Annotated in this window: 13 protein-coding genes; all 13 read left to right on the forward strand. The window is 35.1% G+C overall.

Annotated features, from left to right (window positions below; genetic code table 11):
- Positions 1 to 77 precede the first annotated feature (77 nt).
- The 13 genes from VGE71_RS08575 (at position 78) to VGE71_RS08635 (ending at position 24,736) form a co-directional block, all read left to right on the forward strand.
- Positions 78 to 992: a dihydrodipicolinate synthase family protein gene (locus VGE71_RS08575; protein ID WP_331137950.1), complete on the forward strand. Its 915-nt coding sequence runs from the start codon at positions 78 to 80 to the stop codon at positions 990 to 992.
- 21 nt (positions 993 to 1,013) lie between these two features.
- Positions 1,014 to 2,582 carry an aldehyde dehydrogenase (NADP(+)) gene (locus tag VGE71_RS08580; RefSeq protein WP_331137951.1) on the forward strand — a complete coding sequence of 523 codons (1,569 nt, stop codon included), beginning with the start codon at positions 1,014 to 1,016 and terminating at the stop codon, positions 2,580 to 2,582.
- 3 nt (positions 2,583 to 2,585) lie between these two features.
- Positions 2,586 to 3,596 carry a 4-hydroxyproline epimerase gene (locus VGE71_RS08585; protein ID WP_331137952.1) on the forward strand — a complete coding sequence of 337 codons (1,011 nt, stop codon included), beginning with the start codon at positions 2,586 to 2,588 and terminating at the stop codon, positions 3,594 to 3,596.
- 77 nt (positions 3,597 to 3,673) lie between these two features.
- Positions 3,674 to 4,909, forward strand: coding sequence for an NAD(P)/FAD-dependent oxidoreductase (locus VGE71_RS08590; RefSeq protein WP_331137953.1), 1,236 nt, complete (start codon positions 3,674 to 3,676; stop codon positions 4,907 to 4,909).
- A 542-nt stretch (positions 4,910 to 5,451) separates the two neighbouring features.
- Entirely contained in the window at positions 5,452 to 6,861 is a 1,410-nt protein-coding gene (locus VGE71_RS08595; protein WP_331137954.1) for an APC family permease, read from the forward strand.
- Positions 6,862 to 7,151: 290 nt separating this feature from the next.
- Positions 7,152 to 9,401: a S9 family peptidase gene (locus tag VGE71_RS08600; RefSeq protein WP_331137955.1), complete on the forward strand. Its 2,250-nt coding sequence runs from the start codon at positions 7,152 to 7,154 to the stop codon at positions 9,399 to 9,401.
- Between the two features lie 60 nt (positions 9,402 to 9,461).
- A complete protein-coding gene (locus VGE71_RS08605) occupies positions 9,462 to 12,518 on the forward strand; it encodes a beta-L-arabinofuranosidase domain-containing protein (protein ID WP_331137956.1) in 3,057 nt (1,018 codons plus the stop codon).
- Between the two features lie 619 nt (positions 12,519 to 13,137).
- The gene (locus VGE71_RS08610; protein ID WP_331137957.1) at positions 13,138 to 14,829 is read left to right on the forward strand and encodes a DUF885 family protein; all 1,692 of its coding nucleotides are present in this window, start codon (positions 13,138 to 13,140) and stop codon (positions 14,827 to 14,829) included.
- Positions 14,830 to 14,980: 151 nt separating this feature from the next.
- Positions 14,981 to 17,668, forward strand: coding sequence for a DUF5695 domain-containing protein (locus VGE71_RS08615; RefSeq protein WP_331137958.1), 2,688 nt, complete (start codon positions 14,981 to 14,983; stop codon positions 17,666 to 17,668).
- Positions 17,669 to 17,701: 33 nt separating this feature from the next.
- A complete protein-coding gene (locus VGE71_RS08620) occupies positions 17,702 to 19,777 on the forward strand; it encodes a beta-galactosidase (protein ID WP_331137959.1) in 2,076 nt (691 codons plus the stop codon).
- A gap of 217 nt (positions 19,778 to 19,994) precedes the next feature.
- Entirely contained in the window at positions 19,995 to 22,130 is a 2,136-nt protein-coding gene (locus VGE71_RS08625; RefSeq protein ID WP_331137960.1) for a family 43 glycosylhydrolase, read from the forward strand.
- Positions 22,131 to 22,168: 38 nt separating this feature from the next.
- Entirely contained in the window at positions 22,169 to 23,377 is a 1,209-nt protein-coding gene (locus tag VGE71_RS08630) for a Xaa-Pro peptidase family protein (RefSeq protein ID WP_331137961.1), read from the forward strand.
- A 21-nt stretch (positions 23,378 to 23,398) separates the two neighbouring features.
- Positions 23,399 to 24,736: a DUF6055 domain-containing protein gene (locus VGE71_RS08635; RefSeq protein WP_331137962.1), complete on the forward strand. Its 1,338-nt coding sequence runs from the start codon at positions 23,399 to 23,401 to the stop codon at positions 24,734 to 24,736.
- The last annotated feature ends 61 nt before the right edge of the window (positions 24,737 to 24,797 follow it).

A 24,797-nucleotide genomic window follows, 5' to 3' on the forward strand; every position in this document is an offset into this window, starting at 1 on the left:
TAATATAGTCCTGATATAGGCTAATAATAACAAAGACGGCTCTTTAGATAAGTTTTATTTTTGATAAAAATTATGATATGAAGATAAACTGGGAAGGCGTAATGCCGGCTGTAACTACCAAGTTTACAGCAGATGGTCAACTAGACCTCGTAATGTTCGAAAAAAATATTAAAGCGCAAATGGACGCTGGAGTTAATGGAATTATCCTTGGCGGAACACTTGGAGAAGCAAGTACATTAACCAAAGAAGAAAAAGAGGTTTTGATCAATGCAACCTTAAAATTTGCTGACGGAAAAATTCCAGTTATCGTAAATATTGCCGAGCAGACAACCAGCGAAGCAATTACTTTGGCAAAACGTGCAGAAGAGCTAGGCGTAAACGGATTAATGCTTTTGCCTCCAATGCGTTACAAAGCAACCGATTACGAAACTGTTGTTTATTTTAAGGAAATTGCAAAAAGTACCTCTTTACCCATTATGATCTACAATAATCCAGTAGATTATAAAATTGAAGTAACGCTGGATATGTTTGAAGAACTTTTAAAATTAGACAACATTCAGGCAGTAAAAGAATCAACTCGTGATATAACAAATGTAATTAGAATTAGAAATCGTTTTGGCGACCGATTAAAAGTTTTATGCGGAGTAGATACTTTGGCGCTTGAAAGTTTAGCAACTGGAGCAGACGGATGGGTTGCTGGTCTAGTAGTAGCATATCCTGCCGAAACTGTAGCCATTTACAAATTGGTAAAAGCGGGAAGAATAAGCGAAGCTGTCGAAATCTACAAATGGTTTATGCCATTGTTAGAATTGGATATTTCTCCTCAATTGGTACAAAATATCAAATTGGCAGAAGTAGCAACTGGTCTTGGAACAGAAAATGTTAGAGCGCCAAGATTACCATTGCAAGGAGCTGAAAGAGAACGTGTTTTGAATATCATTTCTACTGCTATGAAAAACAGACCTACTTTACCAGATTATAAAAATATTTAATCAAAATAAAAGAAGGAAGCGATGACTACAGGAAAAAATTATATTGGAGACGTGCTTTCCGCAAAAGGTAAAACTACATACAAAACGATCAATCCCGAATTAAATTTGGAGAATGAAACCGTTTTTTATGAAGCTTCCAATGATGAAATTGCTCAAGCTGTGTTATTAGCCGAAGAAGCTTTTAAAACATACGGAACAATTGAAGACACAAAAAAAGCCGATTTTTTAGACGCAATTGCAGAAGAAATTGAAGCACTTGGTGATGAGTTGTTAAATACTTATATGCAAGAATCTGCTCTTCCTGCGGGAAGAGCAAATGGAGAGCGGGCAAGAACCACAGGTCAATTAAGAGCTTTTGCGACAATGCTTCGCGAAGGTTCTTGGGTCGAAGCGATTATCAATAAAACCGAAGGAAAACCAGACATTCGAAGAGTGCAAATTCCGATGGGACCTGTTGTTGTGTTTGGAGCTAGTAATTTTCCGCTTGCTTTTTCTACTGCGGGTGGAGATACGGCAAGTGCTTTGGCTGCAGGTTGTCCAGTAATTGTAAAATCGCATCCGCTTCATGCAGGAACTGGAGAATTAGTAGCTTCGGCTATTATAAAAGCAGCTCAAAGAACCGGAATACCAAATGGTGTTTTTTCTAATTTAAACAGCAGTGGTATTGAGGTTGGAAAAGCTTTGGTAGAACATCCTTCCGTAAAAGCAGTTGGTTTTACAGGAAGCATCAAAGGTGGAACTGCACTTTGTAAGATTGCAGCGAGTAGAGAAACTCCGATTCCAGTTTATGCAGAAATGGGAAGTATTAATCCTGTATTGGCTTTACCATCTGCTTTGAAGCAAGATGCTGAAAAATGGGCTAAAAATTATGCTGCCTCAATCGTTGCTGGAACAGGTCAGTTTTGTACAAATCCAGGGCTTATTTTAGGAATAAATAGTTCGGAATTAGAAAATTTTATTGCTATTTTAGCTTTAGAGGTCGACAAAATAGAGCCAGCATGCATGCTTCATCCCGCTATTAAAAGTCAATATGAAAGTTTGAAATCAGAAGTTCTTGGACAAGAGGGATATACACAACAAACCAATTTAGATAAAGAGTTAAAACCAAATTATGCTCTACAAAATGTAATCACGGTTGATGGTGATACTTTCTTAAAAAATAAAACATTTCACAAAGAAGTTTTCGGACCTTTTTCTGTAGTTGTAAAATGCGATGACATTGAACAGCTCAATACTATCATTCAGGATTTGGAAGGACAATTGACAGGAACTGTTTTAAATGCTGATTTAAACGAATGGGAAGATTTTGCAGCAGTAATTCAAAACCTTAAAAATAAAGTCGGACGATTAATTTTTAATAACGTTCCGACAGGAGTTGAAGTATGTTCTGGGATGACACACGGCGGACCGTTTCCTGCCAGTTCAGACAGTAAATTTACTTCGGTAGGATTAACAGCTGTAAAAAGATGGGTGCGCCCTGTAACGTATCAAGATTGGCCAGATCAATTGCTGCCAAGTGCGTTGCAAGATAAAAATCCGTTAGGAATTAATAGAATAGTAAACGATGTATTAACCCAGAATCCTATTTGATATATGCCTAGAAAAACATTTTTTTGCGTCGATGCGCATACTTGCGGAAACCCTGTAAGAGTAGTTGCGGGTGGTGGTCCAAATTTGGTTGGAAACAACATGAGCGAAAAACGCCAGCACTTTCTAAAAGAATTCGACTGGATCCGCAAAGGACTGATGTTTGAACCAAGAGGTCATGACATGATGAGCGGTAGTATTTTATATCCGCCAAGTAATTCGGAGAATGATTTCGGAATTTTATTCATCGAAACTTCAGGTTGTCTGCCAATGTGCGGCCACGGAACCATCGGAACCATAACAATTGCGATTGAAGAAGGTTTGGTTGTGCCAAAAGTTCCTGGAAAGATTAAAATGGAAGCGCCAGCAGGTTTGGTTCAGATTGAATACCAGCAAACTGGAAAAAAAGTAGATTGGGTACGTTTGACAAATGTGAAATCGTATTTAGCTGCAGAAGGACTTACAATTGATTGTCCAGAATTAGGCGAAATTGTTTTTGATGTAGCTTACGGAGGAAATTATTACGCTATTGTCGATCCGCAAAAGAATTTTTCTGGAATACAGGATTTTACAGCAGGAAAAATTGTGCAATACAGTCAAGAAGTACGCAAGCGCATTAATGAAAAATATCCAAATCTTTTCATTCATCCAGAAAACGATACCATTCGTGATGTAAGTCATATGTTATGGACAGGAGATCCTCTTGACCCAACTTCTTCAGGACGAAATGCTGTTTTTTATGGAGATAAAGCCATAGATCGTTCGCCATGCGGTACAGGAACTTCGGCCAGAATTGCACAGCTTCACGCCAAAGGAAAATTAAAAAAAGGAGAAGAATACATCCATGAAAGCTTTATCGGAAGCAAGTTTATTGGTAAAGTAGAAGAAGAAACTTCTATTGGAGATATTAAAGCCATAGTGCCAAGTATTCAAGGCTGGGCAAAAGTTTACGGTTACAACAACATCATTATTGATGAAGATGATGATCCGTATGCTTTTGGTTTTCAAGTGATTTAGAAAAAATGATAATATAAAAAATTCATTGGTTTACAGAATATTTCTCTTGCCAATGAATTTTTAAATTTTAGGTATAAATGAAAAAAGTAAGTATTATTGGCGGGGGAATAATTGGCTTATGCTCAGCCTATTATTTAGCCAAAGAAGGTTATGAAGTTGTTGTTTTTGATAAATCGGATATGAATGACGGTTGCTCTTACGGAAATGCAGGAATGATCGTTCCTTCGCACATTATTCCGCTAGCACAGCCAGGTATGATTGCACAAGGTGTAAAATGGATGTTTGATAGTCATAGTCCGTTTTATGTAAAGCCAAGATTGAATATGGATTTAATGAAATGGGGTTTGCAGTTTTACAAACACGCCAATTTAAAACATGTCGAAAAAGCAATGCCCGCTCTTTGCGATTTATCTCTTCTTAGCAAAGAATTATATAAAGATCTTGCCAAAGAAAGCAATTCTTTTTTCTATGAAGAAAAAGGACTTTTGATGCTTTATAAAACAGAAAAAACAGGAGACGAAATTCAGCATGAAGGAATACTAGCAGAAAAATTAGGTTTGCAAGTAGATTTTTTATCCAAACAAGAAGTTTCAAATTTAGAGAAAGGAACTGTAACAGATGTAATTGGCGGTGTTCATTACAAAAGTGATGCTCACATTTATCCGCAAAAATTCATGCAGTTTATAAAAGATGAATTAAAAACATTGAATGTCGAAATTCATACGAATACAACCGTAACCGATTTTGTTTTAAAAAACAATTCAGTTTCAGAAATTATAACAGACAAAGGCACTTTTACAACAGATGAGGTTGTTTTAGCAACAGGATCATGGAGTCCGCATATTGCAAAAAAACTCAATGTCAATATTTCGATTCTACCGGGAAAAGGATATAGTTTTACTTTAAAAGATAAAAATCATAAACCTTCTATTCCAAGTATTTTATGCGAAGGGAAAGTAGCGGTAACACCTATGAATAATGACATTCGTTTTGGAGGAACAATGGAAATTACGCATACAAATGATACCAAAATCAATCAGAACAGATTACAAGGAATTGTAAATTCAATTAATGACTTTTATCCAGAATTAAAAATCGAAATGCCAAAAGAAGAAGATACTTGGTTCGGATTCAGACCGTGTACGCCTTCTGGAATGCCGATAATTACAAGAGATAAAAAACTTAAAAATTTGACTTTGGTTACTGGACACGCCATGATGGGATTAAGTCTTGCACCTGCAACAGGAAAAATTGTATCCGAAATCATTGCAGAAAAACCAACTTCTGTTGCAACCGAAATGTTTCAACTTTAATAAAACCAGTTTCATTTTGTAAAAAAGATGAAGCTTTTTTGTTGCCACGAATTACTTGAATTAATTTTTCTAAAATAGTTTTTCCGTGGCAGCGAGACGAAGTATTTATAGAAAATACGATGTGTGTAGAGAAAAGCTTCGTAGGAGTGAAACTTTTGCGTCGAGAATATATCGCTCCGCTGGAGCTTTAATAAATTGGAATAAATTTTATCTATAAATATTAAGCTTCTCTGAAGCTTTCAAAATAGAAGGCTAATAATTACAAATTATTAATGAAAACGAATTTTTTTGCCACGATTTACTCTAATTTACATGAATTAGTTTTTCTAAAATAGTTTGTCCGCCTCAGCGAGGCGAAATATTTATAGAAAATAAGATGAATGTACAGAAAGAGCTCCAAAGGAGCGAAATATTAAACTATTCGAAACACAATCAACATTATGAATTAAAATGAAAGATTGATTTTAACCAAAACTCTAAATCCTAACCAAATTTAGAGCGATGCATTACAAAACAAAAAACAACCAAAAAACAACCAAAAAATGGAAAACCAAAACCAGGACGAATTCAAAAAAGAACTCGGACTTCTAGACGGCACTATGCTTGTCGTAGGTTCGATGATAGGATCGGGAATATTTATTGTAAGCGCCGATATTGCCCGGCAGGTTGGTTCTACAGCTTGGCTTATTTTAATATGGCTGCTTTCTGGAATTATCACAATGATTGCTGCTGTAAGTTATGGCGAACTCAGCGCCATGTTTCCTAATGCTGGCGGACAATATGTTTATTTAAAAGAAGCTTATAATAAATTAATTGCCTTTTTATACGGATGGAGTTTTTTTGCTGTCATTCAAACCGGAACTATTGCTGCGGTTGGAGTGGCATTTTCTAAGTTTACAGCATATCTCATTCCAGCCGTTAGTGACGAAAATATTCTATACGAAATAGGAAGTTTTAAACTCAATGTAGCGCAAATTGTTTCTATTGTAACCGTTATATTTTTAACCTATTTAAATACTCGTGGCGTTAAAAACAGTAAAATGCTGCAAACTATTTTAACGATTATAAAAATCCTTTCAATCTCTGGATTGATTCTTTTTGGATTTACGCTTGCTGCCAAAGCTTCTGTGTGGAATGCCAATTGGACCGATGCTTGGACTCCTCACGCGTTTGACAAAGAAACAGGTTCTTGGATGCCAATTGGAACTACCGCTTTACTCTCAGGAATTTCTGCAGCAATGGTAGGAACTTTATTTTCCAGTGATTCTTGGACTGGAGTGACTTTTATCGCAGGAGAAATTAAAAACCCAAAACGAAATGTCGGATTAAGTATGTTTCTAGGCACTTTAATCGTAACGGTAATTTATGTTTTGACCAATTTGATGTACGTTGCTGTAATTCCGTTAAGCGAAATTGCGGGTGCAAAATCGGATAGAGTAGCAGTTGTAGCATCTCAATATATTTTCGGAAATATTGGAACGTTGATTATCGCGATTATGATCATGATCTCGACATTTGCCTGCAATAACGGATTAATTATGGCGGGTGCCAGAGTGTATTACACGATGGCAAATGATGGTTTATTCTTCAAGAAAGCCGCACAATTAAACAAAGCAAGTGTTCCTGCTTGGGCGCTTTGGGCGCAATGTATTTGGGCTTCTGTATTATGTTTTACAGGTAAATATGGTGATTTATTGGACTACGTAATTATCATTGTTTTAATATTTTATATTCTTACCATTTACGGAATCATTCGCCTTCGCAAAAAAATGCCCGATGCAGTTCGTCCTTACAAAGCTATCGGATATCCATTTTTGCCCTTGGTTTATATTTTAATCGCCTCTGCAGTTTGTGTTTCTTTGTTATTTGTGAAATTTTCAACTTGCGGATGGGGCGTTTTGATTATGTTAATCGGAATTCCGATTTATTATGTAATTAAAGAAAAAGAATAAATTGATTTATAAGAACCTAACAGGTTTTAAAAACCTGTTAGGTATTTATTTATTCCTATTTTTATTTTTTAGTAATAAGTTTTTAAAATAGTATCGAACCCTAACAGGTTTCAAAAACGTGTTAGGATTGCTATAAAAGGCTAAGAAAAACGTAATGCTAAAGGCTATTTCGCATTTAATAACCGATATTCTCCGCAAATCAATTTCCATGGGTAATATAATATTAGTATCTGTTAATATTAACCCATAACTCTCAAAAAATATTATATATTTTTATTGATATGAAAATTATGGGAACAACTAGCAAAAAAATAAGTGTAATTTTAACACTTTCGTGGTGTTTGATTAGTCAAGCTCAAGGAACATTGAAAGATTATAAAAGAGCAAATGCTGTAGATTCTTTGTTTAAGAATAAAATCAGCAATACTCCAAAAGAATTTCATTGGGTTGGAAATGAGTATGTATGGTATAGTAACAACATTTTAAAAGGAAAAGAATTTCTTTTAGTGGATGCCAAACAGCAAAAACAATCACAAGCCTTTGACCATAATCGACTGGCACAGTCTTTAGCTAAAGTTTTAGGAAAAGAAGTAAATGCAAAAGACTTACCAATAGAAAATTTAGAGTTTGATAAAAATCTGTCAAAATTGACTTTTACTTCAGATGCTTTTAAGTTTTCTTATAATTTAAATACAAACGAATTAACGAAAACTGGAGATTACATAAAACCACCAAAAAAAGATCGTTATTGGGGTGGTAATTTTGATGAATTAGGAAATAAACCTGTAGGTTCGCCAGATTCATTGCATGTTGCTTTTATTAAAAATTACAATTTATACATAAAAGACAAAAAGACCAATACAGAAACGCAGTTGAGTTATGATGGTTCAAAAGGATTTTATTATTCTTCTTATTTACAATGGTCGCCAAACAGCAAAGAAATTATGGCATATAAAGTCAGACCAGGCGAAGAACATAAAATTTATTTTGTAGAATCTAGTCCGTCAGATCAATTTCAGCCAAAATTACAAACGCGTGATTATTTAAAACCAGGAGATCAACTGCCATTTAAAAGTCCGCAATTGTTTGTAATAGCTTCAAAAAAGCATATTCAAATTGCCACCGATTTATTTCAACAACAATATGATGTATCTGGATTTGAGTGGAAAGATGATAATAGTGCTTTAACTTTTGAATACAATCAAAGAGGGCATCAGGTTTATCGCGTTTTGGAAGTAAATGCTACAACTGGAAAAGTAAAAACTATTATAGAAGAAACAAGTCCAACTTTTGTGGAATATAGTGGAAAAAGATACCGTTATGACATTAAAAAAAGTAATGAAATTATCTGGGCTTCAGAAAGAGACGGATGGAATCATTTGTACTTGTATGATGCGCTTACAGGAAAAGTCAAAAATCAGATTACAAAAGGAAATTGGCCTATTCGCGAAGTCCTAAAAATAGATGAAGAAAAAAAACAAATCTATTTTACAGCCAGCGGATTAGATAATGATCAAGATCCTTATTTATTGCATTTCTGCCGAATTGATTTCAACGGAAAAAACTTTACCAGATTAACGACAGAAAATGGAAATCATAAAGTGACTTTTTCGCCAGATTGCAAATATTATGTCGATCAATATTCACGAGTAGATGTTGCACCCATTACGGTTTTAAAAAGCATCGAAACACAAAAAATAATTGTTGAAATGCAAAAAGCAGATATTTCGGCATTACAAAAAACAGGTTGGACAGCACCAGAAGTTTTTACCGCAAAAGGAAGAGATGGCAAAACAGACATTTGGGGTGTAATTGTGCGTCCAACCAATTTTGATCCGAATCGCAAATATCCAATTATCGAATATATTTATGCAGGACCGCAGGATTCGTTTGTTCCAAAGAATTTTCAACCGTATTATTGGGCAATGACTTCTCTGGCAGAACTCGGATTTATCGTAGTTCAAATTGACGGAATGGGAACTTCAAATCGCTCAAAAGCGTTTCACGATGTATGCTGGAAGAATTTAAAAGACGGTGGTTTCCCAGATAGAAAACTTTGGATGAAAGCCGCTTCCGCAAAATATCCCTACATGAATATAGATAAAGTCGGCATTCATGGAACATCGGCAGGAGGACAAAATGCTGGAGCAGCGCTGGTTTTCAACTCCGATTTTTATGATGTTGCTGTAGCATCTTGCGGTTGTCACGATAACAGAATGGATAAAATGTGGTGGAATGAACAATGGATGGGATATCCGATTGGACCAGAATACGAAGCTTGTTCCAACACCGCAAACGCAGCGCAGTTAAAAGGAAATCTAATGTTGATTTTAGGAGAATTAGACGATAATGTAGATCCTGCTTCGACCATGCAGTTTGCCAATGCATTAATTAAAGCCAATAAAAACTTCGAGTTAGTTACGGTTCCCGGAATGGGACATTCTGCAGGAGGAGATTTTGGAGAACGCAAACGCAGAGATTATTTTGTACAGCATTTATTAGGCGTTATTCCGCCAAGCTGGGAAGAAATTTATAATTAGAGTTTCTGAAAAGATAGAATAAAATAAAGGTTTTGTAAATCAGAAGAAAAAGAATTAAAGATGAAGAAGTTTCAATTTTTTGTTTGTGCTGTACTAAGTTTTTGGACATTATCAACCACAACTTTACAGGCTCAAAACGGCGATCAGATTTTAGATGGAATTGGCGAAACAGGTTTAATTGCACGTTATGTTTTTAACGGAGATGCAAAAGACTGGTCGCGAAATAATTTGCATGGTAAAATTGAAGAAAACAAAGCCAAATTTGTAAATGATGAATTTTTCGGAAAAGTGCTTTCGCTTCCTGCTGACAGTAAAGCTTTTGTTTCTATTCCTGGTGACGGATTGATAGGAGAAGAGTCATTAAGTATTTCAGGATGGATTTTCTTAAGAACAGCTCAAAAAGGACAAACTGTTTTTGATTTTGGAAAAAGTACCAATTCTCATTTGTTTTTTGCACCAACAGGAACAGAAAATGAAACAGGAGCGCAGACTCAGGTTATAACAGAGAAAGGAGCGAAACATAAAACACAATCACCAGCGCTTGAAGCTGGAAAATGGAATCATGTGGCTGTGGTTATCAATATTCCTTCTAAATCTATCAGCACTTTCGTGAATGGTAAACTGGCAGCTGAAACCAAAAATGCCGATTTAGATTTATCAAAACTATTCGATTACAATACCGCATCAAAAAATAAACTTTACATTGGGAAATCTCTCGGCAATGAAAATAGTTATCTAAATGCCAAATTGCACGATTTCAGAATTTATCGCGTAGCATTGACTGATAAACAAATTACCAGAATATTTAATAATGCCTTTAGAGAAGGTGAAGAAGAAGAATCGGGAGAAGAAAAAACAACCGATTTACCAAAATTCGCCAGCACAACGCCGCAACTTTACAATCAGTTTTTGACAAATGTTTCAGATGTTAAAGTTCAAACTGTTGCTGGAACTCTTCCAAGATTACCAAGTTATGTAAAAGGAGTTTATCGTGATGGAATCCAAGGACCAGAAGTACGTGTAATTTGGCCTTCGCCGAAAGACAATAGTCAGGCACTTAAAAGCGGACAATATACTGTAATTGGAACAGTTTCGGGAACAGATCTTAAACCTAAAGCGGTTGTAACAGTTATAGATAGAAAAGCTACAGCTTCGCCAAAACGTAAATTAGAATCCTTTAAATTAGAAGAAGTTTCATTGAATGCAGATGCAGACGGACATCAAACCAAATTCATTGAGAATCGTGATAAATTCATTTCAACATTGGCCACAACAGATCCAGATTCTTTCTTGTATATGTTTCGTAATGCTTTTGGACAAACACAGCCAAAAGAAGCAGAACCGCTTGGGGTTTGGGATACGCAGGAAACCAAATTACGTGGACATGCGACTGGACATTATTTAACGGCAATTGCTCAGGCTTATGCAAGTACAGGTTATGATAAAACACTTCAAGCTAATTTTGCTAATAAAATGAATTACATGGTTGATACTTTGTATCAATTAGCACAACTTTCTGGAAAACCAAGAACGGCTGGAGGAAAATTTGTTGCAGATCCAACTGCTGTTCCGTTTGGTCCAGGAAAAACAGCTTTTGATTCGGATTTAAGTCCAGAAGGAATTCGCACCGATTATGAAAATTGGGGAACAGGATTTATTAGTGCTTATCCACCAGATCAATTTATTATGCTGGAAAATGGAGCGACTTATGGTGGACAAAAAACTCAAATTTGGGCGCCTTATTATACACTTCATAAAATTCTTGCCGGATTAATGGATATTTACGAGGTAAGTGGCAATGAAAAAGCATTGCAGACCGCAAAAGGAATGGGAGACTGGGTTTATGCTCGTATGAAAAAACTTCCGACAGAAACTTTAATTAGTATGTGGAACCGATACATTGCGGGTGAATTTGGCGGAATGAACGAAGCAATGGCAAGATTATACAGAATCACAAAAGATCCTCATTATCTTGAAGTAGCTCAGTTATTTGATAATATTAAGGTGTTTTACGGAGACGCTGAGCACTCGCACGGATTAGCTAAAAACGTAGATACTTTTAGAGGATTACATGCGAACCAGCACATTCCACAAATTATGGGAGCGCTTGAGATGTATCGTGATTCCAATACTCCAGATTATTTTAATATCGCCGATAATTTCTGGTACAAAACCGTAAACGATTATATGTACACGATTGGTGGTGTTGCAGGAGCAAGAAATCCTGCAAATGCGGAATGTTTTATCAGTCAGCCCGCAACAATTTATGAAAATGGTTTTTCATCTGGCGGACAAAACGAAACTTGTGCAACTTATAACATGCTTAAATTAACGGGAGATTTATTCCTGTACGAACAACGCGGCGAGTTAATGGATTATTATGAAAGAGGATTATACAATCACATTCTTTCTTCTGTGGCAGAAAATAGTCCAGCGAATACGTATCACGTTCCGTTACGACCAGGATCGGTTAAACAGTTTGGAAATGCTCACATGAATGGTTTCACGTGCTGTAATGGAACAGCTATAGAAAGCAATACGAAATTTCAAAATTCGATTTATTTTAAAAGTGCAGATAACAATGCCTTATACGTTAATCTGTATGTGCCATCAACTTTAAAATGGACAGAAAAGAACATTACAATCGAACAGACAACCGATTTTCCAAAACAAGATTTCACAAAATTGACTATTAAAGGAAATGGAAATTTTGATCTAAAAGTTCGCGTACCACATTGGGTAACCAAAGGATTTTTCGTTAAGATAAATGGAAAAGAAGAAAAGGTAAAAGCAACACCAGGAAGTTATTTGTCTTTAAACAAAAAATGGAAAAATGGCGATACAATTGAGTTAAGAATGCCGTTTGAATTTCACCTAGAACCCGTAATGGATCAGCAGAATATTGCGAGTTTGTTTTATGGACCAATATTATTAGCAGCGCAAGAAAAAGAACCAAGAAAAGACTGGCGTAAAGTAACTTTTGATGCAAAAGACATTAGCAAAACAATAAATGGAGATCCTAAAAAATTAGAGTTTACCATAGACGGAGTTTCATACAAACCATTTTATGATACTTATGGTCGCCACTCTGTTTATTTGGACGTTACCTTAAAATAGTTGATAAATATTGCCACAAATTGCATGGGTTTTAGAAAATTGAATTAGTGTGAATTTGTGCAATTCGTGGCAAAAAATAATAGATGAAAGTTCGCCACAGATTAAAAGATTAAAAATGATTTCTTTTCACGCAGATATTACAGATTTAAACAGATTTAGTTATATATGATAAAAAGAAATTAGCGAAAATTTGTGCAATTTGTGGTAAAAAAAAATCTTTAAAATCTATTTAAACTGTGGTAAAAAAAGGTAAAATTTTGCCACAGATTAAAAGATTAAAAATGATTTCTTTTCACGCAGATCTTACAGATTTAAGAAGATTTAGTTATATATGATAAAAAGAAAGTATCGAAAATTTGTTCAATTAGTGGCAAAAAAAATCTTTAAAATCCATTTAATCTGTGGCAAAAAAAGGCAAAAGTTTGCCATAGATTAATAGATTAAAAATGATTTCTTTTCACGGAGATACCAAAAGATTTAAGCAAATTTAGTTATATATGATAAAAATAAATTAGTGAAAATTAGTGCAATTAGTGGCAAAATAAAAATCTTTAAAATCCATTTAATCTGTGGCAAAAAAATAAGTAACGAAAGCCAAAACATTTAGCATCATCAAACCATGAAAAAATCAATTCTAAGTTTTATTATATTTTTATTTATGATCACGCCTTCTTTTTCAAGCGAACTAATAGATGTCGTCAATACATTTCAGGCAGATAAAACAGCACTGCAAAACTTCTATTCCAATAAAGAATCAGAAGAATATTATGTGCGTTTTTCCAAGTTTTATTCCGATTGGACAAAAACAGTAAAAAACATCGATTTTAAAAACTTATCCAAAGACGGAAAAGTAGATTATTTATTATTGAAAAATCTAATCAGTAAAGAAGATTATTTTTTACAAATCGATTATAAAGCTTATAAAGAAATCGCTTCAGTATTGGATTTTTCATCAGAAATAAACGTATTTATTCAAGAAAGAAGAAGAGGAAAACGACCAGTTTCCAGTCAGTTAGCCAAAACATTTGATGACGCTACAATAAGTATTGAAAAAAAAATAGAACAGCTTAAAAACAAACCTTTTAAAGATTGGTTTGCAGCCGAAAAAGCCTCAAAATCAGTTGCTTTTTTTGGAAGATCATTAAAAGAAGCCTATGGATTTTATTACAGCTACGATCCCGATTTTACATGGTGGATGGAAAAACCGTATAGAACTTTATCAGAGAAATTAAAAACGTATGAAGATTTTTTAAAAACAAATTATGCGCAAACAAGCATAAAAGATGACGGGAGCGGAATTATAGGAAAACCAATTGGAAGAGATGCCATCATCAAAAGTTTGTCTTACGAATACATTCCCTATTCTCCTGAGGAATTAATTACAGCAGCACAAAAACAATTTGAATGGTGTAAAAACGAAATGATCAAAGCTTCAACTGAACTTGGTTACGGCAAAGATTGGAAAAAAGCATTAGAACACGTAAAAGATACTTATGTTCCAGCAGGCGAACAACCGCAAGCTATTACAGATTTATACAATCAATCGGTTAAATTTATTGAAGACCGTGATTTAATTACGTTGCCCGATTTGACCAAAGAAACTTGGCAGATGATTATGATGACACCAGAACGTCAGAAGATCAATCCATTTTTTACTGGAGGTTGGGAAATCAGTATTTCTTATCCAACAGAAGACATGGATCAGAAAGATAAACTGATGAGCATGCGAGGTAATAATCCGAATTTTTCTTTTGCGACAGTACAGCACGAATTATTGCCAGGACATAATCTACAGTTTTTCATGAACAGCCGTCACAAATCGTATCGTCAGCCTTTTGATACCCCTTTTTGGATGGAAGGCTGGGCATTGTATTGGGAAATTATTCTTTGGAACAAACAATTTCCGCAGACACCAGAACAAAAATTTGGCATGTTATTTTGGAGAATTCACCGTTGCGCCAGAATCATTTTTTCATTGAAATACCATTTAGGAGAAATGACACCACAACAATGTATTGATTTATTAGTCAATGAAGTGGGGCATGAAAAAGCCAATGCAGAAGCAGAAGTCAGACGTTCATTTGCCAGCGGAGACGCACCATTATACCAAGTCGCGTACATGACAGGAGGTTTGCAGTTTTTTGCTTTAAGAAATGAATTATTAGCAAAAGGATGGACAGAAAAGCAGTTTCACGACCGCGTGTTAAAAGAAAATATGGTGCCAGTTGAAATGCTCCGAATTTTATTACAAGATTTACCAGTTTCGGAAGATTATAAAACCAATTGGAAATTTTCAACCGACTTTAAATAGTTATTTTAACACATAGAAACATAGATTTAGAAAGCTTTAAAAGGTGTTTTACTTTTTTAAATGCACATAGCTAATTCTATTTTTATCTGAATTTGTTATTAGAATTAAAACGAAACCAAAAGAAAAACCAACCATCCAAAAACAATAAATGATGAAGAAGATTATACTATTTACTTTGATAATTTCCTGCTCGATTGCTGCCAATAAGCTGCACGCGCAAGAATATTGGGATAAGATTAAAGCGAAAAAATCGACGCTTGAAATCGACAAAGGATTTATTAATTTGAACACCAAGTATTTCGATTTAAAGCTGGTTAAATCCTCTCAAACCGTTGCTAGTTTATCACCGCTTTCAGATAAAAGTTTCGATTTTACACCAGGAGATCGATTAGCAATTCGTGATAAAGACGGTTTGTATCAATTAGGTGATATTAATCTTCGCGTAAAAGCAGCAGATGGAAGTTGGAAAAGTTATTCAACAGCGGCAAAAAGAGCAGCTGTTGCGACTTTGAATGTTTCTGGAAATGTTTTAGCTGGAGCTGATCTTTCAAATACATTGCCAACTGATATTCCTTTAACGATAAAACGTTTTTACGAACAAAAAGACGGGGATTTAGTATTGCGTTTTGAGATTACCAATAAATCAAATTCTCAACAGGAAATTGGTGCTTTGGGAATTCCGATGGTTTTTAATAATATTTTGGAAGGAAAATCATTGGACGAAACACACGTTCAAAATGTGTTTTTTGATCCTTATATTGGTAAAGATGCAGGTTATTTAGAAGTAAAAAGATTAAGCGGACACGGTCCAGCATTATTGTTGCTTCCAGAAAATAATATGCCATTTGAAGCGTATCGTCCGTTATTGGATGATGAAACTCCAAGAAGTATTGTTTTTGAAGGTTTCCACGAATGGATGCCATTCAGTAAAGCTTACGCCGAGCAAGAATGGAAAAATGCCGAACAATGGAATACGCCAACTTCATTGACCCTTAAAGCAGGAGAAACGAAGAATTTCTCGTTGAAATTTGTTTTGGTAGATCAAATAGAAAATATTCAAGCGACATTAATTCAAAACCAACGTTCAGTTGCGGTTGGAGTTCCGGGTTATGTCTTACCTCATGATGTAGACGGACAGCTTTTTCTAAAATACAATCAAGCAGTAAAATCACTAAAAGTAGAACCAGAAGGTGCTTTGGTTTTAGAACAAAAATCAACTAATAAAAAGGATTATTTTCAATACGCTGTGCAAGGAAAAAAATGGGGTAGAGCAAGAGTAACAGTAACGTATGAAGACGGATTACAGCAGACAATCAATTATAAAGTTATAAAATCTGAAAGTGATGTAATAGCCGATTTTGGACATTTTTCTACAACAGCACAATGGTTTGATGTAAAAGATGATCCTTTTCATAGAAATCCATCTGTGATTTCGTATGACTATGAAACCAAAAAACAAGTAAGTCAGGACAGTCGCGCTTGGATTGCAGGTTTAAGTGACGAAGGTGGAGCAGGAGGCTGGCTTGGTGCGATTATGAAACAATTTATTTTACCCAATAAAGAAGAAATTCAGAAACTAGAGCAGTTTGTAGACAAAACATTATGGGGCGGACTTCAATATAATGGTGCCGATACACTTAAGTACGGAGTCAAAAAAAGTCTTTTTTATTATGAACCAACAAAAATGCCAGAAGGGACATACAGTAAAGACATTAATTATAAAACTTGGGCAGCTTGGGATAAAAAAGGCGCAGATGATCCAGGAAGATCCTATAATTATCCGCATGTTGCGGCGGCACATTGGACTATGTATCGTTTAGCAAGATATCATCAGGGTTTAGTAACCAATCATTCTTGGGATTGGTATTTGAAAAATGCTTATGAAACTACTATCGCAATGACAAGATTAGCACCTTATTATGCGCAGTTTGGACAAATGGAGGGAACTGTTTTTTTATTGATTCTAAAAGATTTAAAAACAGAAGGTTATACAGAAATGGCTAATAATCTTGAAGCAAAAATGAAGCTAAGAGCAGACCATTGGAAATCATTAAATTATCCTTTTGGAAGTGAAATGCCTTGGGATTCTACAGGTCAGGAAGAAGTGTATATGTGGTCTGATTATTTTGGATATAATGACAAAGCAAAAGTTACCCTTGATGCTATTTTGGCTTATATGCCTACAATGCCACACTGGGCGTACAACGGAAATGCTCGTAGATATTGGGATTTTCTTTATGGAGGAAAACTCTCAAGAGTAGAGCGACAGATTCATCATTATGGTTCGGCTTTAAATGCGATTCCAGTTTTAGAACAATTTAGAAAAACTCCCGATTTTCATTTATTAAAAGTAGGTTATGGAGGTTTGTTAGGTGGTATTTCAAATATTACAGAAGACGGTTTTGGATCGGCTGCTTTTCATTCTTATCCAGAAACATTAAGAATCGATTATTTGTCAGGAGATTATGGTTCGGGTTTCTTTGGTTATGCTGTGAATTCTGCGACTTTCATTACCAATGAAAAAGAATACGGTTGGTTGGCTTTTGGAGGAAATTTAAAAGAAAAAGGAGATGAGGTTGAAGTAGCGATTACGACTGCGGCAAAATCTAAAGTATTTATTGCACCAAAAAAATTATGGTTAACATTAGATGCAGGAACTTTTAAAACCGTAAGTTACAATACCAAAACGGGCGCTGTCACGATTACATTAGATGCTAAAGATAATTTTACGCCAAATGCTTATTTACGAGTAGATCAGGACGTGAAATTGTCTTACGAAAAAGTGAGAGGCGCTTATAAAATTGCTCTAAAAAGCAAACCAATTCAAATTAAATTATAAGATAGAATGAAGCAAAAATCAAAAAACAACTTCTTGAAAAAAGTATTATTTACGCTGTTTGGCATATTGATTAGTTTAAATTCAAATGCGCAAAAGTTTGATAAATATTTTCCCAAAAAAGACTTAACTACTGTTGGAGTTTACTATTATCCTGAACATTGGGATGAAAGTCAATGGGATCGCGACTTGAAAAAAATTGCCGAAATGGGATTTGAATTTACTCATTTTGGTGAATTTGCCTGGGCGCAATTAGAACCTCAAGAAGGCGTTTATGATTTTAAATGGATGGATAAAGCAGTTGCAATTGCCACAAAATATAAGTTGAAAATTGTAATGTGTACTTCAACGGCAACGCCTCCAGTTTGGCTGGTTCGCAAACATCCAGATGTTTTGGCGACTTACGAAGACGGAACCAAAACCGATCATGGTTCTAGACAGCACGCTTCATTTTCTAGCAATTATTACCGAACATATTCGATGAAAATGATTGAGCAATTGGCAAAAAAATATGGCAATAATAAAAACATAATAGGCTGGCAGGTTGACAACGAACCTGCACGTTTTCTGGATTATGGTGCAGATGCACAACAACGCTATCGCAATTGGTTAAAAGAAAAATATAAAACTATTGATGCCTTAAATCAAGCTTGGGGAAATAGTTTTTGGAGTGGTATATATTCAGATTTTAGTCAAATTAATATTCCACTGCACAAAGAATGGGGAATGAATTTACATTCTCAATTGGATCATTATCGTTTTGCTGATGAAGAAACAGCAACTTTTCTAGACGAGCAGGCGATTACGATACGCAAATTTGCAAGTAAAGATCAATGGATTACTTCTAATTACAGATCCAATTACAACGAAAGTTTTGTTGGAATGAGTAAAGAATTAGATTTCGATTGTTATACAAGATATTTGGTTTATGGAGGAACTTTAGGAGTTGGTTCGCAAGGCTATCGTTTAGGAGATTATTCCAGTATCGGAATGTCGAATGACTTTTTTCGTCCAACGAAAGGAATGTACGGTTGCATGGAATTACAGCCAGGACAAGTAAACTGGGGAAGTATTAATCCGCAGCCAATGCCGGGAACGGTTCGCATGTGGTTGTGGCATGTTTTTGCAGGCGGAAGTAAATTTGCCTGTACGTATCGTTTTCGTGCGCCTTTGTATGGATATGAGCAATACCATTACGGAATTGTAGGTACAGATGGTGTAACGCCAACACCAGGTGGTATAGAATTCAATCAGTTTATTAAAGAAATAGATACGCTGCGAAAAAACTATGATCCGAAAGCGGGATTGCCAAATGAGTATTTAAAACGCAAAACCGGTATTTTATTCAATGGAGATAATGTGATGGGAATCGATTTGAATAAACAAACTAAGGAATGGAGTACGATGGGACATTTCTTGAAATATTATAAAGCGACAAAATCTTTTGGTGCGCCTGTTGATTTTGTTCGTGATACAACTAATTTTTCAAGATATCCTTTTCTAGTTGTTCCAGCGTATCAAATGATCGATCAAAAAATGATTGATAAATTAACCTTGTACGCCAAAAACGGAGGAAACTTAGTTTTAAGCTGTCGATCTGGAATTCAAAATCGTCAAGGACATCTTTGGGAAGCAAAGTTTTATGAGCCAATGTGGAATTTAATTGGTTCCGAAATAGAATCCTATGACTTGTTAATGCCGCAATCTTCAGGAATAATAAAATTTGACAATCAGGAATTTGGTTGGACAAGTTGGGGAGATTTACTAAAACCGAATAAAGGAACAGAAATCTGGGCGACTTACGGAAGCGAATTTTATGCCGGAACTCCAGCCGTTATTTCCCGTAATCTCGGAAAAGGAACTGTAACTTACATTGGTGTAGATTCTAAAAATGGTGATCTTGAAAAACAAGTTTTAAGAAAATTATACCAAAAGCAAAATGCTCCAATAGAGAATTATCCTGAAGGAGTTATGGTAGATTACAGAGACGGATTTGGTATTGCAGTCAATTACTCCGATAAAATCTACGAAATCAATTTACCAAAAAATGCTAAAGTAATTATCGGAAATAAAGCAATCAAAACCGCTGGCGTATTGGTTTGGAAATATTAAATCACTTTAGCAAATTCAAAAAAAAAATAAGTTTTAACACATAGAAACATAGGCTAAATATCTTGTAAAAAGATAATGGAAAAAACTAGTTTTCACACATAGTCCCGATAGCTATCGGGATGCATTAATGCCTGTGAAATGCCTTTTCACAAAGAGAAAACTATGTATCTATGTGTTAGAAAAAACTTTATACTCTAAGTATTTAAGAATAAGAAAAATGCTGAAAAAGAAACTATTTTACAGTCTTATTGTACTCGCTTTTTCAGCAGTTGTTTTTGCTCAAAAGGATAGCAAGGCTGAGGTAAGTAATCCAATTTTACCAGGTTGGTTTGCAGATCCAACGATTAAAAAGTTTGGAGACATTTATTATATCTATGCCACTACTGATAACGAAATGCTGGCATCTGGTGCTCCAACGGTTTGGTACAGCAAAGACTTTAAAAATTGGTACAATTATATCATGGAAATTCCTTCTTTTTCAGCAAAATCAATAACTAATTTTTGGGCGCCTGATATTGTAGAAGGAGATGACGGAAAATATTATCTGTATTTTGGAAATTGTGAAATGGGCTGTAATATTTACGGTTATGTTTCAGATTCACCTGTTGGACCTTGGAAAAAATTAAGCGATCAGGATGTGCCTGTCATTTCTAATGGTTATCCGAGAGAAAATTTCCCTTCGCTTGATGCCCAATTTTTTAAAGACGATGATGGAAAAATATACGGTTATTGGGGAACTTGGGTACATTATAACGGAGGTTACGCGGTTGGCGAATTGAATAAAAAGAATATGAATGAAATGATGAATTCTAAAAATATTCCTTTAGAACAAACTCCCGCTCCGTTTGAAGCCGCTTATATGATTAAAAAAGGTTCCAAATATATCTTAATGTATTCTGGAGCTTCTTGTCATGATGAGACTTATAATGTTCGGTATTCGTATTCCAATTGGCCTTACGGACCTTTTACAGCAGGACAAAACAATCCGATTTTGAGTACTAATGAAGATCAAACGGTTCATGGTCCGGGACATCATTCTGTTTTAGAAGAAAATGGAAATTATTATATCGTTTATCACAAACATGATTATCCAATGACGAGAGGCGGCATGGCGAGACAAATTTGTGTGGATCAAATGATTTTTGAGAACGATTCGACAATCAAAAAAATAGTGCCTTCAAGTCAAGGAATTAAAGATTTATGGAAATCGGAAGTTCCAGAAAATATCGCTTTTCAGGCCAAAACATCGGCTTCTTCATTTTATCATTTAAAATCAACTCAATACGATTATGAGTACAAACCATCGTTTGCTACTGATGATAACAATGCCACAATGTGGAAGGCGGCAGATAATAATTCGCCACAACATTTAATAGTCGATTTAGGTTCTGAAAAGAATATTAAAAGAGTAATGACGCAATTTGAATTTGCGAGTTATTATTATCAATATAAATTGGAATATTCTTTAGACGGAAAAAAGTGGCATTTATTTGCTGACAAATCCAAAAATAGAAGAGCAGGAAGTCCAATGATTGATGATAAGGATGTAAATGCCCGTTTCATTAAACTAACTGTTTTAGGAACTGAAAAAATGGGACTTTACGCTGCGGTTTGGAGTATTAAAATTTATAGTTCATTGTTTGATATTCCGTTACAAATACAAAATAAAGAATCAGAAAAAGCTCCAGCAGGAAAAAGTTCTAAAAAGCTTTTAGTTCATTTTGATGCAGGAAAAATTAAAAATAATACTGTTATAAATACGACTTCAAATAAAGGTTCATTAGGTGGTATTTTTACTAAAAGCGGCGATGTTTCGTTAGAAAAAACAGATGGCATCAAAGCTTTTAATTTTAAAAACGGTGCTTTTACTTTGGATAAATCTGTACCCAAAACATTGGCATGGAATGGTTCGTATACCGTTGCCGTTTGGGTTAAAAATCCAGAAATAGCAAAGGAAGGCGAAATTCTAGCATCTTGGTGTGACAGAACCGAATTTGGTTTAGCCAATTCATACAACTCATTGGCTTATAACAGCGGTAATTACGGTGCAGGCGTACACTTAGACGGACATTTTGATATGAAATTTAACAAAGTTCCCGAAGCCAACAAATGGCATCATATCGTTTTGAGTTTTGATGGTATTGTAGAAAAAGTGTATGTAGATGGCGTTTTAGATAATTCGCAAAACATGCTTTTATCATCGGCGATTGACAAGGCTAAGATTATTATTGGAGCTTCGGATATTGGAGAGAATTTCTCAGGATTTATGGCTTCATTACGTTTGTACGATTATGCAATTAACGAACAAGATTTAGTTAAACTAATGAATGATTCAAAACCTAAAAAGGAATAAATACTAATTTAGGCTTTTGAATATAAAATGAATAAAAAATGACAAAAGGTATTGGCGGCTCAAGTGCAGCTATTGAATTAGAAAAAATAGAAAACAGAACTCAAGGTGTTCAGCCGATTCAATTAGAAGAATATCAAGAACGTATTCAAAAAGCAGTTCAGTTAATGAAATCGCTTTCTGTAAAAGCACTTTATCTGAATGCAGGAACGAATTTATATTATTTTACAGGAACACTTTGGAGTGCTTCAGAAAGAATGGTTGGAGGTATATTGTTTGACGATGGATCTTTGGAATATATCGCACCAAAATTTGAAGAAGGGACTTTTAAAAAATACATGAAAGTGCAATCCAATATTAATTGTTGGGAAGAACACGAATCTCCGTATGTTTTGTTTGGAAAATTATTAGCTGCCAAAAATGTTTTCGGACAAATTGCCATTGATGAATCGGCAGCTTATTTTTTAGTTGATGGAATTGCAAAAGCCAATAGTTCGTTTGATTTTATAACGGCACAGCAAATTACTTCTATTTGTAGAATGCAAAAATCTAAAAATGAAATTGCTATCATTCAAAGAGCAAAAGATATTACAATGGAAGTGCAAAGAGCGGCTGCAAGAATATTAAAACCCGGAATTACAGTTAGCGAAGTGACGGACTTTATTAATAAAGCACATATCAAGGCAGGAATTTCTTCGGGTTCGTATTTCTGTATTGTTTTGTTTTCAGATGATACGCAGTATCCGCATGGTGTTTCTGTTCCTCAGCCATTACAAGAAAATCAAGCGGTTATTGTCGATACAGGATGCAGATTAGAAGGATATCTTTCTGATATCACAAGATCTTATGTTTACGGAGAACCTTCAGAAGAATATAAAACGATCTGGAACTTAGAACAAAAAACACAATTTGCGGCTTTTGAAGCTGCTCAAATTGGTGCGACTTGCGGTTCTGTCGATGATGCTGCCAGAAAAACATTGGCGGAAGCAGGATTAAGTCCAGATTATGAATTACCGGGATTACCTCACAGAGTCGGGCACGGAACAGGATTGGATATTCATGAGTACCCGTATTTAGTCCGCGGAAGCGAAATAAAATTGTTGGAAGGAATGGTGGTCAGCAATGAACCGATGATTTGTGTTCCAGGAAAATTCGGAATCAGACATGAAGATCATTTTTATATGACAGAAAACGGTCCAAAATGGTTTACAACGCCAATGCAGAGTGTTGAGAATCCTTTTGGATATTAAAGAACTAATAAATCCATTGTAATGCAAAATCAAAGACGTTTTATAAAGATTTTATCAGCTATTATTTACGGTGCTTTTTTTATGGTTTCGGCTCAAGAAATAAAAAAGAAAGAGCTCTATATTCCTAAAAAAGTATGGATGCTGCCTGAAAATAATGACTATAAAGATCCAAAAAGCGACTATAATTTGGATTACATGATTAGTTCGGAAAATTTTGCTCTGTTCTGGCACAAAGATTATGGAAAAAATCCGATGTCTAATCAAGAAGAGACAGAACGATTTAATCCTCAAAAAATGCTGAGTGAATGTGAACGTATTTATGATGTTTATGTCAATCAGCTAAAGTTGGTACAGTCTGGACATTCGCTCATCGATCAATATAAAATTTTGATTTTTGTTTTTAAAGGTGAAGAAAAAACGGCTTTTGGAGGCGGTGACGAAGATAAAGTTGGCATTTTCTGGACACCAGCTGTTCGTGTAAACAAAGAACCTTATGGCGTTTTGGCACACGAATTAGGACATAGTTTTCAGTATTTAAGTCATGCTGATACAGGCAAAGGTCCCGGAGGAGCAATTATGGAAATGTCGGCGCAGTATATGCTTTGGCAGGTTTATTCGGATTGGATGACTTTTGAAAATTATCATTTGGTTGATTATTTAAAAGGAACTCATTACGCCTTTTTGCATCCGTACAATATGTATCATTCGCCTTATGTGATTGAATATTGGTCGGAAAAAAGAGGAAAAGATTTCTTTGGACAACTAATGCGCAATTCTGAAAAAGAAGAAGATGCGGTAATGACTTACAAGCGTTTGAATGCTATAAATCAGGAACAATTTAATGATGAAATGTTCGATGCTTCAAGAAGATTTATTACATGGGATTTACCAAGAATCGAAGTTGTTGCCAAGCCTTATGCAAACAAACATTTCACGAAAGTGAACAAATTACAAGATAATTGGTATCGAGTGGATTCGACAAATTGTCCTCAAAATTACGGTTATAACGGAATACAACTTACTGTTCCTAAAGCGGCAACAAAAATAGAATTGAACTTTAAAGGAATTGCTGGAGCAGATGGTTTTTCAAAAGTGAAAGTAGAACAAGCAGGCTGGAGATATGGTTTTGTGGTTCAATTGAAAAATGGTAAAAGAGTTTACAGCGAAGCTTTCAAAAAGAATAATGAGAAAAATTCCTTTAAGGTACCGAAAGAAACAGAGTATTTATGGCTGGTCGTTATGGGAGCGCCAACAGAACATTGGCAGCGACCAAATAGATGGGGAGAAAAAGCAGATAAAACTCCTGATGAACAATGGCCGTATGAATTTCAATTATTGGGGACAACGGTTGTGGATTGAAAGAAAATAGAAAATAGAAAATAGAAAATAGAGAATAGAGAATAGAGAATAGAGAATAGAG

This window comes from Flavobacterium sp. (assembly GCF_036405015.1).
Classification (GTDB): Bacteria; Bacteroidota; Bacteroidia; order Flavobacteriales; family Flavobacteriaceae; genus Flavobacterium.

Coding starts and splice junctions, on each gene's coding strand:
- VGE71_RS08575 (WP_331137950.1), top strand. CDS start 78: ATGAAGATAAACTGGGAAGGCGTAATGCCGGCTGTAACTACCAAGTTT.
- VGE71_RS08580 (WP_331137951.1), top strand. CDS start 1,014: ATGACTACAGGAAAAAATTATATTGGAGACGTGCTTTCCGCAAAAGGT.
- VGE71_RS08585 (WP_331137952.1), top strand. CDS start 2,586: ATGCCTAGAAAAACATTTTTTTGCGTCGATGCGCATACTTGCGGAAAC.
- VGE71_RS08590 (WP_331137953.1), top strand. CDS start 3,674: ATGAAAAAAGTAAGTATTATTGGCGGGGGAATAATTGGCTTATGCTCA.
- VGE71_RS08595 (WP_331137954.1), top strand. CDS start 5,452: ATGGAAAACCAAAACCAGGACGAATTCAAAAAAGAACTCGGACTTCTA.
- VGE71_RS08600 (WP_331137955.1), top strand. CDS start 7,152: ATGGGAACAACTAGCAAAAAAATAAGTGTAATTTTAACACTTTCGTGG.
- VGE71_RS08605 (WP_331137956.1), top strand. CDS start 9,462: ATGAAGAAGTTTCAATTTTTTGTTTGTGCTGTACTAAGTTTTTGGACA.
- VGE71_RS08610 (WP_331137957.1), top strand. CDS start 13,138: ATGAAAAAATCAATTCTAAGTTTTATTATATTTTTATTTATGATCACG.
- VGE71_RS08615 (WP_331137958.1), top strand. CDS start 14,981: ATGAAGAAGATTATACTATTTACTTTGATAATTTCCTGCTCGATTGCT.
- VGE71_RS08625 (WP_331137960.1), top strand. CDS start 19,995: ATGCTGAAAAAGAAACTATTTTACAGTCTTATTGTACTCGCTTTTTCA.
- VGE71_RS08630 (WP_331137961.1), top strand. CDS start 22,169: ATGACAAAAGGTATTGGCGGCTCAAGTGCAGCTATTGAATTAGAAAAA.
- VGE71_RS08635 (WP_331137962.1), top strand. CDS start 23,399: ATGCAAAATCAAAGACGTTTTATAAAGATTTTATCAGCTATTATTTAC.